This is a genomic window from Cupriavidus sp. SK-4 (genome assembly GCF_000611125.1).
GTDB classification, from domain to species: Bacteria; Pseudomonadota; Gammaproteobacteria; order Burkholderiales; family Burkholderiaceae; genus Cupriavidus; species Cupriavidus necator.
In genome coordinates, this window is record NZ_JFJW01000051.1 from 32,645 (window position 1) to 48,041 (window position 15,397).

General features: G+C 66.3%; 8 protein-coding genes. 7 read left to right on the forward strand and 1 reads right to left on the reverse strand.

Annotated features, from left to right (window positions below; genetic code table 11):
- The first annotated feature begins 94 nt into the window (after window positions 1-94).
- Window positions 95-8,155, forward strand: coding sequence for a neuraminidase-like domain-containing protein (locus CF68_RS10030; protein WP_051591479.1), 8,061 nt, complete (start codon window positions 95-97; stop codon window positions 8,153-8,155).
- Window positions 8,156-8,193: 38 nt separating this feature from the next.
- On the forward strand, window positions 8,194-8,511 hold the full coding sequence (locus CF68_RS10035; protein ID WP_152548486.1) for a hypothetical protein: 318 nt from the start codon (window positions 8,194-8,196) through the stop codon (window positions 8,509-8,511).
- Window positions 8,512-8,753: 242 nt separating this feature from the next.
- On the opposite strand, the gene CF68_RS10040 is transcribed toward CF68_RS10035, so the two are convergent.
- Window positions 8,754-9,647, reverse strand: coding sequence for an NAD(P)-dependent oxidoreductase (locus CF68_RS10040; RefSeq protein WP_035818047.1), 894 nt, complete (start codon window positions 9,645-9,647; stop codon window positions 8,754-8,756).
- A gap of 114 nt (window positions 9,648-9,761) precedes the next feature.
- On the opposite strand from CF68_RS10040, the gene CF68_RS10045 reads away from it, so the two are divergent.
- From CF68_RS10045 to CF68_RS10065, 5 genes are all read left to right on the forward strand, one after another.
- Complete coding sequence (locus CF68_RS10045; protein ID WP_035818049.1) at window positions 9,762-10,391, forward strand: transcriptional regulator; 630 nt, start codon at window positions 9,762-9,764, stop codon at window positions 10,389-10,391.
- A complete protein-coding gene (locus CF68_RS10050) occupies window positions 10,381-11,352 on the forward strand; it encodes an ornithine cyclodeaminase family protein (protein WP_035818051.1) in 972 nt (323 codons plus the stop codon). The genes CF68_RS10045 and CF68_RS10050 overlap by 11 nt, the downstream gene beginning before the upstream one ends.
- 158 nt (window positions 11,353-11,510) lie before the next feature.
- Complete coding sequence (locus CF68_RS10055; protein ID WP_035818054.1) at window positions 11,511-12,494, forward strand: tripartite tricarboxylate transporter substrate binding protein; 984 nt, start codon at window positions 11,511-11,513, stop codon at window positions 12,492-12,494.
- Between the two features lie 14 nt (window positions 12,495-12,508).
- Window positions 12,509-14,065: a M81 family metallopeptidase gene (locus CF68_RS10060; RefSeq protein WP_035818056.1), complete on the forward strand. Its 1,557-nt coding sequence runs from the start codon at window positions 12,509-12,511 to the stop codon at window positions 14,063-14,065.
- Window positions 14,066-14,088: 23 nt separating this feature from the next.
- Window positions 14,089-15,225, forward strand: a complete 1,137-nt coding sequence (locus tag CF68_RS10065; protein ID WP_035818058.1) for a DSD1 family PLP-dependent enzyme — start codon at window positions 14,089-14,091, stop codon at window positions 15,223-15,225.
- The last annotated feature ends 172 nt before the right edge of the window (window positions 15,226-15,397 follow it).

Here is a 15,397-nt window from a genome sequence, read left to right on the forward strand (position 1 = left end):
GCCGCCGGCCGCTCCGGGTCCGTTCACGCCGGTCAATCCGGACGGATCGCTTATCAACTGCATCCCGCCATGGCACCTGTCGCCGCTCGGGCCGGTGAAGTATCTGCAGGATCTGCTCGCGACCGGTATCGGCGCCACATGCGAGCATCCGGCGGCAACCGGCGGCACCCTCGCCGACCTGGTCGCGCCGCGCCGCGGTGCGCTCGGCAGCCTTCACGCCACGGCCGCAAACCTTCACACCACGCTGCCGCTGATCGACATTGTCAATGAGAACCTCGAGGACCTCGCCGACAACGGCGCTCCTGGCGTCGTCTATGACACCAGCGCCACGGCGCTGGGCGGGCACGCGCTAAGACCCGCCGACGCGGACGACGGCACCGGGCACGCGCCGAATACCCTGTTCGCCGCGCTGCCGGAGCATTCGACGCCGGCAACGCCGGTGAAGGAGCCCGGCGCCTATGTGAAGCTCGCCGGCGATTTTTCCTCGCCGCTGCTGCCCTATTCGCAGCCGCTCGACATTTCGCGCACGTACCTGTGCGGCATGGGAACGTCGCGGTTCGCGACCATGCGCGCGTTCCGCGAAGAGATCACCGAGTTCGCGATCGACGCGAAGCAGGAGGCCGCGGACTTCCAGAAGCATCTGTGGCGGTATCCGGTACGGATCGAGCTGGCGATCGAGTACCTGCGCCTGTCCCCGGCCGAGTACCAGACCCTGTACGTCGATCCAATCGGCCCGGCCGACCTGCTCAAGATGTACGGCTTCCCGTCGGCCACGATCAACGGGGTCGACTGGAAGTCGATCGTCGTGCATGTGCCGGAGTTCCTAAAGCGCACGGGGCTGGATTACTGCGAGTTCCTCGAGCTTTGGAAAGCCAGGTTTGTCGAGTTTGAACGGCAACCGGCCGCGCCAGGGACCGCTGCCGGGCGGACCACGGGCGCCACGGGGACGACGCCGAAAGCCGGATTCCCGGATTGCGAACCGTGCTGCCCGGAAGATCTCGTGATCCAGTTCGTCAATCCGCAGGCGCCTGAAGATGCGCTGCGGCGGCTGATCGTCTTCATCCGCCTGTGGCGATCGCTCAGGTGCCTGCCCGGCGCGGGCTACAGCTTTGCGGATTTGCGCGACATCGGTCTGGTGCTCGGCCTGTTCCAGGGTGCGAACGTCAACCCGGAGTTCATCCGCCAGCTGGCTGCCTTCCAGATCCTGCGAGACGACTGGCGGCTCGCGCTGGGCACCGACCCGGACGCGGCACCGGACGCAACCGGATCGGCTCGCACACGCCTGCTTGGCCTGTGGGCGGCCGCGCCCACCGCGTCGTTCGACTGGGCCGTTGACCATCTGCTCGGGCGCATCGAGGACCGCGCCGAGCGCGAGCACGCGCCCGGCCGGCGTCCGGGCAGCCACCGCCGCCATCGTCCGCCCGAGTTCATCAAGATCCTGCGCGACAACCTCGACACGCTGTCGCTGCTGAGCGGCTTCGATCCGGTCGCGAGGCCGTGGAATGCGCAGCCGACCGGCACCCTGCGCCTCACGGAAGTCCTGGCCAAGGTCTACGGTTCGTGGTTCACCACCGGCGAGCTGCTGTACCTGTTCTCGGTCGACCAGCATCTCGACGGCGACGATCCGTTCTGCCAGCAGGACAAGAACGAAGCGCTCGATCAGCCGTTCGACTTCCCGGAGGAAGGGCATCCGTACGACCTGTGGTGCCTGCGGCGCAAGCTGCTGGACGTCCACGCAACCGAAGAGGAAATCGCCGCGCTGACCTGGACCGGCCTCGTCACCGCGATGCGGACCGACTTCGGGTACGAGCCTGCGCCGGGCACCGATCCGCTGCGCGAGCTTGGGGAGCATTTCTTCCCAGCAATGCTCGCTGACGCCGGGTTTCCGGTCAGCCCGCAGGCGCGCCAGTACCGCTCGCCTCTCGCGGCAACCGTCGCTAACATGTGGAACCACCCGCATCCCGGACCATTCCAGTACGATGCCGCCGCCAAGGAACTGGTGACGTCCCTGCCGCTGCTCGACCAGGACGTGCTGTTCAAGCTCAATGCGATCGAGCAGCTGACGGACGCCGAGCGCAAGGCGGTGCAACAGTTGTACTTCGCCCCGCGTGCCGAGCTCGCGCGGTTCTCGTTCCTGTTCCCCAGCCTCGCCGCCGCTGAACAAGCGCTGGTCCAGGAAGCGGATGAGACCCGGCGCTGGGAATACTTCCGCCGCGCGTTCGTGGAGTTCTCACGCCGCGCGCACATCGTCGCGGAGCATCTTGCCGCGCATGTGGGCTACGCCTCCGACGGCACCGATGCGGAAACCGATCTGGCGTGGCTGATCCTTCGCCGCCTGCTCGGCGACGAGAACAAGGCAGCGTCGGCGTGGGAGCAGGATAACGGCAAGCCGCCCGCCAGCTTCTCATGGCCGTTGCCGGCGGGCGGTGCCTTTGCCGCGCTGACCGGACTTACCGGCACCGGACTGTTCGGTGAGGTGAAAGGCGCGAGCGGGAGTTCATGGGCCGAACTGCGCGGACCGATGACGGCGTTCTCACAGGCGGGCAATGCCTGGAATGCGCCGGTTCCCGGGATCGTGCCGGACCTGGATTTCACGCTGCCGCCGGCGGCACTGAAGTTCGCCGTATTGCGCAACGGCCTGGCGATCCGCGAGTCGGACGGCCAGCCGCTGGCGGGCGCCGAAGGCTACACCGCACGCTGGACCGGCGTGCTCATGGTCGAGACATCGGGCACGTACACATTCTTCGCCGGCGCGCCGGCACCGGACTGCGAGACACCCGATTTCGAGGCGTGCAGCCACAACAAGTGGCGCGTCAACCTGCGGCGCGGACAGAAGACGTTCCGCCTGCTGAACTACCGGTGGGCGGACGAGCCGGCGCCGGACCGTGCGTCCGGCCCGCTGCATCTAAAGCGCGGCGCCTACTTCATCGATATCGACTTCGAGGAATCGCCACCGGAGTTCGATGAGAAGCAGGAACTGGCGCGCGCCCGCACCGGCTTCACGGTGAAGTACCAGGGCCCGGACACCGATGACTGCATTGCCGAGCTGCCGGCCGAGCGCCTGTATCGCGACGTCTCGCCGGGTCAGCTGAACAGCGCGCAGGCGGTGGTGCCGTCGGCAAAGGCGTATCTGGCCCTGCAGTACACCAGCAGCCTGCGCGACATCCGCCGCACCTACCAGCGCGCATTCAAGGCGCTGCTGTTCTGCCACCGGCTGCGACTGTCGGCACGCCTGGTGGCGCGGGCAAACGTTTCCGAGACCGGGTATATGCTGTCGTCGCCAGGCCTGTTCGCCGGCTTCACCTACGTTCCTGGCACCCCGTATACATCGCACCGCGCGTATCTGGACTTCAATTTCCTGCCGGTTGGCGACACCTACAACGGCGATCCGGAACGCAAGCCACCGGCGCCGCTCGACCAGCGCGCGACGCCGTCGGTCAAGCGCCGGCAGGCGCTCTTCGACTGGTTCGAGCGCTTCCATGACTACACGGTGATGCGGCGGGCAGTCCAGCAACGGGCTGAGCGCCTCGCGTGGCTCTGCTTCGTCGAGGCGTCGAACCAGCAGCCCGCCGATCCCGTGCCGCTGCTGATGGACCTTGGCGTCGACATGGATCATGCCGCGCTTGTCCTCGACTTCCACGACGGCGTATCCGTCGACTGGGCCAGGCTGTCGGACGATCGCTGGGCAATCCGCGTCTGGCACGCCGCGTCGTGGGTGCGGCGGCTGCTGAAGACGTTCGTTCCGCTCGACCTCGCCCAGGCACAGCCCGATCTCTGGGCAGCGAGCGCGCCGGCGGCAATGGCCAGCGGCAACGCGAACCTGACAAGGTTCTACCGCGACGGCATGATCGAGCGCGGCAACCCGCTGCGCTACGCCGACATCGAGCACCTCAACAACCTGCTGCGCGAGCGGGGACGCACCGCGCTGGTCGCGTATCTCACCGGAATGAACCGGATCCCGCTTCCGTTTGTGCCAGGCGCGTTTGCGACGTCGGCGAAGGATCTCAGTGCGCTGCTGCTGATCGACGTCGATGCTGGCATTTGCCAGAAGCTCAGCCGCATTGAAGAAGCGGTCACGGCGGTACAGTCCTTCGTAGAGCGCGCACGCCTGGCGCAGGAGCCGACCTTCGTGGTGACCCCTGCGTTTGCCTCGGCATGGGACAAGCTCTTTGCGATCTTCCATATCTGGCAGGCCTGCCGCCGCCGCACGCTGTACCAGGAGAACTACGTCGAGTGGACCGAGCACGAACGCGCGCTCCAGGCCGAAGCATTCCGCTTCCTCGAATCCGAGCTGCGGCGCGCCACCTTGACCGCGCCGCAACCCGGCGGCATGGAGTACTGGCCCGGACCCTACTGGCCGGCCCATCCGTTGCTGACCGCGCTGCAGCATCGCGAACCGTCGCATCTGAAGCAGGTGCCGCAGCCCGAGAACCTCGGGCTGATGGGGCGGCCCGAGCGCCACGCAAGACCCAGCTGGCTGGCGCCGTCGCAGCTCCGGCTGCCTGCCGGCCCGACCCCGGGCACGACCAACAATGTCCCGGGGGCCGCTCGCGGCATGCTCGCCGCTACGGTGCCTGCCAACGCGTCCACAGGAACGCCCCCCGGCGCTGAGTCTCCGCAGCCTCCGCTCTGGCTGCAGGCGGCGGTCCGCCTCGGCACGCGGTTCCTGCGCATTGCCGCTGCCGGGGAGCCGCCCGCCACGTCCGCGTTCATGCTGCCGGAGAGGTCGGGCTCGGTGTGCTGCGCCGAGTGCGGACACGTGCATGCGCCGGTCATGGACGAGTACTACTTCTGGCTGGTGAACTCCGAGTACTACGATCCGGGTGTTCTGAATCCCGCGGACCCATCCTTGTTCCAGGACGCAGACTGGGGTGTCGTGCCGGCCGACATGACCTCGGACTGGCATCGCCGTGACCGTCTGCCGCAGCTGCTGGCCTGGCCGCCGCGGCCGATGGTGAAGCTCGCATGGTGCCGCGTGCATAACGGAGAATTCCAGACCCCGCGCATCACCGACGACGGCGCGCATGTCAATCCTGCCGGCGGCGAGCCACAGCTCGAATTCCTGGGCCGCGAGGTTGACTCCCTTCGGTTCCGGATCACGAACGCGGCGGCGCTCCCGCCGGGCCATACGGACCCGTCGCCGTGGGGCTTCCGCTACGACATTACGCCGGATACCGCCGTCGTAACGCCCGAGGTGATCGCGACGCCCCTGGCCCCGGCACCGCTCGCTCCATTGCTGCAGGCGTATCCGTTCTTCGTCTATTTCACCTCCGGCGCCCCGCTTGAGCCTTCGCTCTACTCGACCGCGATGACGGTCGCCGGAACGCTGCGCGCCCACTGCCGCTTCGAGGCAGCCCTGAAATGGTACGAGCTCTACTTCGCGCCTGGCGACAAGGACCTGCGCTGGGCGACCTGCCGCACGCCGCAGCCGCCGTCGACCGGGACGATCCCCGGGACCAACGTTCCCGGTGGCACGAACGAGCCAAATCCGAATACCCCGGCCAATCCCGCACAGCCCGCTGGCCGCGGCATTGCTGCAGCATCGACGCCGCGCGCGGCGGTGTCGACGGGCGGTCGCATGCGCACCGGCCAGGATCCGTGCTGCGACACGCTGGTGAAGACCGAGCTTGCGTCCCGGCAGCGAAGTGTCGTCCTGGCGTATCTCGAAACCCTGCTTCAGCATGCGCAGGCGGCAATGTGCCGGCATTCCCCCGAGGGCTACGCCATGGCGCGGCTGCGCCTCGACACGCTCTCGAGATTCCTCGGCGAGCGGCCGCGCACGATCTTCGGCCAGGATGATGGCACCAAAGCGCAGACGGTAACCGCGTTTATCCCGCGGTTGGCCCCGCTCAACCCGCGCCTGATGGAGATCTACGACTGCGTCGCCGACCAGCTGGACGCCCTGCACCGCTGCCTGACGAAGGCGCGGCTGGCGGGCGGCGTCCCCAATCTGGATACCTCATATTGGGGCAACAATCCGGTGCGGCGCGGATGGAAGACTGCGGCCGCGAACTGCCTTGACGACGACGGCTGCTGCTGTCCGCCCAGCCCGTACCGCTTCCCCTTCCTCATCCAGCGCGCCGTGGAGACGGCGAACGAAGTCCGCACCTTTGGCGCCGCGCTGCTGGCCGCCTTCGAGAAAGGGGATGCCGAGTTCCTCGCGGCCATGCGTGCCGCGCACGAACGCCAGCTCCTCAACCTGACCGAGGAGATCCGCCGCATGGAATTCCGCGAAGCGGACTGGCAGGTGCAGGCACTGCAGAAGACCAAGCAGGGGGCGCAGGCGCGGCGGCAATATTACAGCGACCTGATCGCGAATGGGTTGATCCCGAAGGAGCAGGCCTACCAGAACCTGACCGGCGTTTCCATGACCACGCGCGCCGCCGGCAACATCGTGGAAGGTGTCGGCCAGGTCATGAACCTGATTCCGGACAATACGACCGGCGTTGCCGGGATCGCGTCCACCCCGGTGTCGGTGTTCCAGATGCCGATCGGCACCAAGCTGGCCCACGCGTTCGCCGCGGCCGCGAGGATTCTCTACACGGTTGCCGATATCAACGGCACGCAGGCCGGCCTGGCACTGACCGAGGGTGGATGGGACCGTCGCGAGGCGGACTGGATCTTCCAGGTCACGGTGCTCGATATCGAGATCCAGCAGATCGAGCGGCAGATCCTTGGCGCCGAGCGGCGCCGCGGCGTGGCGCTGCGCCAGTTGAACAACCTGGTGCAGCAGAAGCAGCAGGCGGCGGAGCTGCAGGACTTCCTGCGCGACAAGTTCACCAATCACGCGCTCTACCTGTTCCTGCAGCAGGAGACAGCGGCGCTGCACCACCAGATGTTCGAGATCGCCTGGTGCTGGGCACGCCAGGCACAACGCGCGTTCCAGCTGGAACGCGAGCTGACCACGCAGACGCACCTGCCACCGGATATCTGGGACGGTCTGCACGAAGGCCTGCTGGCCGGCGAGCGGCTGTCGACCTCGCTGCGCGCAATGGAAAAGGCCTACTACGACCAGAACCGGCGCGAGCAGGAGCTGGTGACGCGACTGTCGCTGCGGATCGATTTTCCGCTCGCGTTCCTGCAGCTGAAGGCGACAGGCATGTGCGAGATCGAGATTCCCGAATGGCGCCTCGACCGCGAATACCCCGGACACTACCTGCGCCGCGTCAAGAGCGTCAGCCTGACCATCCCCTCTGTCGTGGGCCCTTACACGGGCGTGCACTGCAAGCTGACGCTGCTGAGCAGCGCGACCCGCATCGAGCCCACGCTGCTCGACGTCGAAGACTGCTGCCCTGGCGAATGCACCTGCGGCTGCTGCGAGCGCCGGCGCTACGAGGCGACCAGGGATGATCCGCGCATCGTGAAGCGCTATGGCGCAACCGAAGCGATCGCAACTTCCACCGGGCAGAACGACTCGGGGCTGTTCGAGCTCAATTTCCGCGACGAGCGCTACCTGCCGTTCGAATACGCCGGGGCGGTCAGCCGCTGGCGCATCGAGCTGCCCATCGAGACCAATGCGTTCGACATTGACACGGTAAGCGACCTGATCGTCCAGTTGAGCTACACCGCTCGCGAAGGCGGAGCGCTGCTGCGCAAGGCAAGCTGGGCCGCCGCGTCCTGCCTGCTGCCCGGCGCGGGGCTGCGCTTCTTTGACTGGAAGCAGGACTTCGCCGATGCGTGGCAGCGGTTCAAGGCAGCCGTGCCGGCGGCAGAAATTCCCAGCTGCACGCGTGCGCTCACGCTGCGCATGAGCCGCGGCATGTTCCCGTACCTGCCGGGCCAGCGGCCGGTGCGCATGCGCCGCGTCGAACTGTGGTTCGAGGCCCAAGGCTGCAGCGGCGCGCGCAACCATGAGATCGAGTTCGTGCCAGATCGCGACTGCACATGCGAGGACGACGGCGAAGCGTGCTGCGACCGCTTCTTCCTGACCTGCGTGGCCAGCGAGGATTGGCCGTGCCTCTTCCATGGCGTGATCGAGTACCCGTTCCCGTACCTGAGCGACGAGCGACCGGTCGTGATCGGCGATTTCCTGTTTCCGGAAGACGCCGGCGTGGTACACCGTGCCTATCTGCTGTGCTCGTACGAGGCCGGTCCGCCGGAACGCTGCCTGCCGAAGCTGCCGGCTTGCGACGGCGACTGCATGACCGTCTGTTGAAGTGATGCCCGCGCCCGGGCCATAGCAGGAGTTGGCAAATGGAGAAGAAGCCCCCACCTGATGAAAACACGGACCTCCCACGCCGAGGGCACGGCTCCGCTGCGCGAGCGGCGAAGACTCCGCCGCCTCAGCAGAGCATGCCCGGGCATCTTATCGAGCTAAGGCCGGGCTTCTTTCTCAACCCCGACCACATTATCAGCGTGCGGGTGTTGCCGGAAGAGGAAGGCGACGTCTATGCAATCCTGCATCTGTCGAATGGCGACAAGCAGAACCTGACCCGCGGCGAGTTCACCGCCATTACCGGGGAAGAGCCGCGCCCGCCGGCGCGGCTGCCGCAGAGACCACTGGCCGAATAGCATTGCTGCGCCCGCTTGATGGCCGTCGCGCGCCGGCGGCATCGCCCATGCTCAGGGAGCAATGTGGGAGCTTGCGAGCAATCCAGCTCGATCCAGACCCTTCGCAATGCTCTCAGGTAGATGCCGCCTTTGCGGCCTGTTGGTCAATCTGACGCCGCATTTCATCGGCCAGTGGATGGAGCCCGCCCGCCGGTGGAAGCGGATGCGACCAGGCTGTAGCCCAGCCCTTGGCCTTGCCGACGCTAAGCGTGCTTGCGCATCCCGGCTTCGGTCAACGAGCAAAGTGCCACGGCAGACCAGTCGTGCTCGGCACCAATGCCTTGCGAGCGCACCGCAAGAAAGCGATCGTGAATGAAGCTCGCAAGCGGGAGCGGAACGCCGAGCGCGTCGGCGGCCGCCAGCATCAGGCGATTGTCCTTCTGGCCGAGCGGCAGTGCAAAGCCAGCCGGCTGGAACTGCTGCGACGCGATCATCGCACCATAGATCTTGTAGGGCGGCGCGTTGAAGCTGGCGTTCGTCAGAAGCTGGACGAAGTGCATCTGGTCGATTCCCGCCTTGCCCGCCACCGCGCAAGCTTCGCCCAGCGTCTCGATGATCACGGACAGCATGAAGTTGCCGATCAGCTTCACGAGACTCGCCTGCGAGGGATCGGCCCCAACGATACCGAACGACTGCCCCAACTGTTCCAGGAGGGGCACTGCAACTTTCAGGTGCTCGTCCGCGCCCGCGGCCATGATGAAGAGCTTGCGCGCCGCGGCCGCATCGGGCCGGCCAAACACCGGCGCCGAGACGAAGCCCACCCCGGCTTCACGATGCCGGACCGTGAGAGCCTGTGCGGTATCGACGCCAATCGTGCTGAGCGAGATATGCACCGCGCTTGGTCTGAGTCCCGCGAGGATTCCAGTCTCCCCGAGCGTGACCGATGTGAGGGCGGCATCGTCGGCGACCATCGAGAAAACGACGTCAGCCGCATGTGCAGCCTCGGCCGGACTCGCCGCGACCGTGGCCCCTGCCCTGCGCAGGCGTTCGGCACGCGCGGGGCTGCGGTTGAACACTTGCACCTGGTGTCCAGACTCGAACAGGTTCATGGCAATCGCGGCGCCCATGGCGCCAAGCCCGATGAATCCAATCTGCATGATGAAACTCCGAATAACGAACCCATTGACAAGGCAGCGCTCCGGCAAATGCGCTCCGCATCACGCCGGATCTTCTTCCTTGACGAATCGTCTAACTCTGGATAATCTGTCCAGATGACGAAGCGAACCATGGAGCAGCAAGCGCTGCTCGATCAACTCAAGCAAGTGGCGCAGGGCCTCGGCGAGACCCTGGCGCCGTTTTGCGAGGTCGTTGTCCACGACCTCCTCGATCCCAAGCATGCCATCCTGGCCATCCATAACAACCTGTCGGGTCGACAGCCTGGCGACCCGGCTACGGAACTCGGCCTGGCCCGCATCGCCGATCCGCAATACCAGCAGATCATCGCCAACTATGCCAACCAGTTCGCCGATGGCCGCCAGGCCAAGAGCACGTCGATCGGCATCAAGGATTCCAGCGGGCAATACATCGCGGCCCTGTGCCTGAATGTCGATCTCTCCCTGTTTCGTGGCCTGCAGACCATGCTGGGACAGTTCGGCACGGTCGGCGCGGCTGCAGGTGTTACCGAGTCGCTCGATCCGGTCGGAGCGGAAGCCATCCGGGATCGCATTGACCAGTTCGCGGCGCGGCTCGCCACCACTCCCCGTTCGCTCAAGGCGACGGACCGGCGCGCGCTGATACGCGAGCTCAAGGAATCGGGTTGCATGGAGGTGCGCCGGGCCATGGAAGTCGTGGCGATGCATCTGGGTGTATCGCGAGCAACGGTGTACAGCGATGCCAAGTGACGCCCGCCTGCTGCTGCTCGACAAGGACGAGGTGCAGTCCTTGCTACTGCCCGACGACGTCCTGGCAGCCGTGCGCGAGGCCTTCGTTCTGCATAGCGACGGCGAGGGCCGCGTCTTCCCGGTGGTGCGCGAGCCCCTGGCAACCGGCGGCGTCTTCGGCATCAAGTCGGGGGATGTGCAGGCACAAGGCTTGCTCGGGTTCAAGGCCGCGGGATTCTGGCCCAACAACCGTCAGCTTGGCGGTGAGCCGCACCAGGCCACCATCATCCTGATCGATCCCGCCACCGGGCGGCCCGTCTGCATCATGGATGGCAATGCGGTCACGACCATGCGCACCGGCGCCGCGGGTGGCCTGGGGCTGCAGCAGCTCGCACGGCCGGACAGTACCCGCTTGTGCCTGTTCGGCACCGGTGTCCAGGCGCGCGTGCAGCTCAGCTTCGCACTGCGGTTGCTGCCCTCACTTGGCGAGGTCCGCTATGCCACGGTGGACGGCAAGCGCGACGCTGCTTTCGAGGCGCAGTTCGCGCACCGTTGCGACATCTCGCCGGCGCGCGACCGCAATGCCGCCGTGTCGGAGAGCGACATCGTGATCACCGCAACACCAGGAGCGGGCGCTTTGTTCGACACGCAGGCGGTGCGGCCAGGTACACACCTGAATTGCGTGGGCGCCGACACCAAAGGCAAGCGGGAGCTGCCCGAGGGGCTGCTGCAGCGGGTACGCCTGTTTGTCGACGACCAGGTACAGGCACGCCAGATCGGCGAAACCCAGTGGGCTCCCGATACGCCGTGCATCGAACTGGGCGATCTGCTGACGGGAAAGGCGCGTGTGGACCGCCAACCGGCGGACATTACGGTATTCGACATGACCGGTCTCGCCCTGCAGGACCTGACCGTCGCCCGCCTGCTCCATCAGCGGGCCGGCGCGACCGGCGTGGGTTCCAGCATCCCGTGGTCGTGGTAACGCATTAATCGATGTTTGCACTATGTAGGAGTCGCTTGCTTTTCACGATGTCACCGCAGCCGCTGCGCGGCTTCGGCGCCTTGCCCGCGGCACGCCAGTGATGCGCTACCGGACGGTCAAGGACCTCAATTCCTTCCCATTTGTCCGGAGTTGGTTTCATGCGCCTCATCCCTGCCCTCACAGCGCTCGCATTGAGTGCTGCCTGTAGTTTCACTTCCGCCGCCCGGGCGGCCGACAATCCGTGGCCGCAAAAGCCGGTTACTGTCATCGTTGCCTCCGCTGCCGGCGGATCGGCCGACGTGCTGACCCGCGTTGTGCTGACGCACCTGGCGAAAGAAGCCCACGCCAACTTTGTCGTCGACAACCGCCCGGGCGCCGCCGGCAACATCGGCATGGCGCAGGTCAAGCGCGCTGAGCCGGATGGGTACACGCTGGGCTATGGCAACATCAACACCCTGGCCATCAATCCGGCGCTGTTCAGCAAGCTTTCCTATGACGTGCGGCAGGACTTTGTGCCTGTGGGCCGCATGTTCTCGATCTATAACTTGCTCGTGGTACGTGCCGATTCCCCGGTCAAGAACGTGGCCGAGCTGCTTGCACTGGCCAGGAAATCCCCGGGCAAGCTGTCGTACGCCGCTGCGGGCACTGGCAGCAGCGGCCACATGGGCGGCGAATTGCTCAAGAAGATGGCCGGCATCGACGTGTTGTTCATTCCATACAACGGTGACCCGGCGTCGCTGGCCGACCTCGCCGGCGGCCGGCTCGATTACACCATTACCAATGCGTCGGTGGCATGGCCACTGGTCAAGAGCGGGAAGCTGCGCGCGCTGGCGATCACCAGCCGCGAGCGCGTTGCGCTGTATCCAGACGTGCCGACGCTCAATGAGTCCGGCCTTAAGGGCTATGAAAATGTCTCGTGGGGTGGCCTGGTGTTTCCCAAGGGCACGCCGCAGCCTATCGTCGACAAGCTCAGCACGGCGTTGGAAAAGGTGCTGAAGACCGATAGCCTGCGCCAGGACCTGGCCAATGCCAATGCCGTCGCCGCCACCGGCACGCGCGCAGATTTCATCCAGTTCATCGCCAGCGAGCAGAAGAAATGGGCCGAGCTGGTGGAAACCGCGAAGATCCCCAAGCAGAACTGAGATTTCCGCCGACCATGTCCAGTCCCCGCATTGCTATTCTCGGCTTTGCCATTGAATCGAACCGTTTTGCTCCAGTGTCCACGCGCGCCGACTTCGTGTCGCGGGCTTATTTTGCCGGCGATGCGCTGCTGTCCGATGCCCGCGCCCGCGCGCCTGCCATGACGCCGGAGATCCCTGCCTTTGTCCGCCGCATGGATGCAGTCGGGCAGTGGCAGCCCGTCCCGATCCTGTTCGCCAATGCAGAGTCGGGTGGCCCGGTCGACCACGCCTTCTTCATGGAGACGCTCGCCATCTTTGAACGCGAATTGCGCGCCGCGCTGCCGCTCGATGCCGTCTACATTTGCGAGCACGGTGCCGCCATCACCACCGAAGAGGATGATCCCGACGGCCTGGTCTTCGAGATGGTGAGGTCCGTCGTCGGACCGTCGGTGCCGGTCGTCGCCACCGTCGACCTGCATGCCAATGTGTCCGATCGCATGGTCGACGCGGTGGATACGCTGATCTCCTATCGCCGCAATCCGCATACCGACATGGCCGAACGCGGTACGGAAGCGGCTGACGTCCTGATCGAGCTGATTCAAGGCGCGCGGTTTTGCGTCGCGCATGTGCGCATGCCGGTTTGTGCGCCCCCGACGCAGCTGTTGACCGCGCCCGGAACCGGGCCGTACGCCGACATGATCGCGCAAGCGGAGGCACTGACCGACCCGCGCATTGTCAATGTATCGGTGGTGGGCGGCTTTGCCTTTGGCGACACCCCGAAGAACGGCATGACGGTCATCGTCACGACCCGCGGCGATGCCGACCTCGCCCGGCAAACCGCCCAAGAGCTAGTGACGCCGGCCTGGACTGGCCGTGCCGCCTTCACGCCCGAGTTGACGTCCCTCGACGAGGCGGTCGAGCTAGCCAAGGCCGCTGGCGAGGACCACGCGCTCCCGCCCGTATTGCTGGCCGATGTGGCAGACAACCCCGGCGGCGGCGCGCGCGGCAATACGCCCTTCCTGCTGCAGGCGCTGTTGCACGCCGGAGTGCGGGACGCCATCCTCGGTGTGGTCACCGATCCTGAGCTCAGCGCGCAGGCCCATGCCCTCGGCGTGGGCGCCGAGTTTACCGCCCACTTCAATCGCGGCGAGAGCACCGCTTACTCCGAAGCATTCAGCGCACCCGCCACGGTACTGCGGCTGCACGCGGGCCAGGGCGTGGGGCGACGGGGGCAGCTGGCCGGTTGCAGCTTCAACCTGGGCCCGTCGGCCCTGCTGCGGGTGGGCGGCGTGAAGGTCGTGGTGATCACCAATCGACACCAATGCCATGAGCCCGCCTTCTTCGAGATGTTCGGCATCGATATCGCGCAAGCCCGCACGGTGGTGGTGAAATCACGAGGCCATTTCCGCGCGGCGTTCGACCAGTTCTTTGGCCCCGGACAGATCTTCAGCGTCGATGCCCCGGGCCTGACATCGCCGGTGTTGTCCCGCTTCGACTTCCAGCGCCTGCCGCGCCCGGTCGTTCCGCTCGACGCCATGACCGACTGGACGCCGCATATCCGGCTGCTGCGCAAACACAGTGCGCTCCAGTGAACCCCTTGCCGATCCAGCCAGACATGTCCACATCCCTCGACTCCCTCGATACCCCGGCAGCCGTCATCGACCTGGCGCGCATGCAGCGCAACATCGACCGCATGCAGCAGCGCATGAACGCGTTGGGCGTGCGCTTCCGCCCGCACGTCAAGACCTCCAAATGCACGCCGGTCGTGCGCGCCCAGCTTGCCGCCGGCGCGCAAGGCATCACGGTGTCCACGCTGAAGGAAGCGGAATACTTCTTTGCTGAGGGCATCACCGACATCGTCTATGCCGTCGGCATGGCGGCGCATCGGCTGCCGCAGGCGCTGGCGTTGCGTCGGCGCTGGTGCGACCTGAAGCTCCTCACCGACAGCGTGGCCTCGGCCGAGGCGATCGCAGAGTTCGGGCGGGCGAACGATGCGGTGTTCGAGGTGCTGATCGAGATCGACACGGACGGTCACCGCTCCGGCATCCGGCCGGAGGACCCTGCGCTGCTGGCTGTCGGCCGCGCCCTGCACGATGGAGGCATGCGCCTGGGTGGCGTGCTGACCCACGCTGGCTCGAGTTACGAGCTTGACACCACCGAGGCCCTGAGCGCCCTGGCGGAGCAGGAACGCGCCGGCGGCGTGCGTGCGGCTGACCGTCTGCGGGCCGCGCAGCTGCCATGCCCGGTGGTCAGCATCGGCTCGACCCCGACGGCACTTTCCGCCGCGCAGCTCGATGGCGTCACCGAGGTTCGGGCCGGCGTCTATGTCCTGTTTGACCTGGTGATGAGCAATGTAGGGGTCTGTACCACCGATGACATCGCCCTCAGCGTACTGACCACGGTGATCGGCCATCAGGGCGACAAGGGCTGGGCCATCGTCGACGCCGGGTGGATGGCGATGAGCCGCGATCGCGGCACGCAGAAGCAGAAGCGGGACTATGGCTATGGGCAGGTCTGCACGATCGACGGCACGGTGTTGCCGGGCTACGTGCTCAGCGGCGCCAACCAGGAGCATGGCATCGTGTCGCGCGAAGGAGCGCCCGATGCCGATATCGCCGCGCGCTTCCCGGTTGGCACGCGGCTGCGCATTCTTCCCAACCATGCGTGCGCGACCGGCACGCAATTCCCCGAATACCAGGGGCTCTCCGAAGACGGTGAGCTGGCGGCATGGCCGCGCTTCCATGGCTGGTGAGGTGGACGCCATCGTGCGCTCGACGAACGGCTCCACGCCTTGCCCTTCGGACTCATGAAATCGATCTGCGGATTGATGACAACGAACGCAGAGCAAGGAGCACTACAGAACGCCCCTACCCTTCAGTGCTTCCGTTCCTCGCGCGCGAATCCGTATGAAACCAACCCGCCCG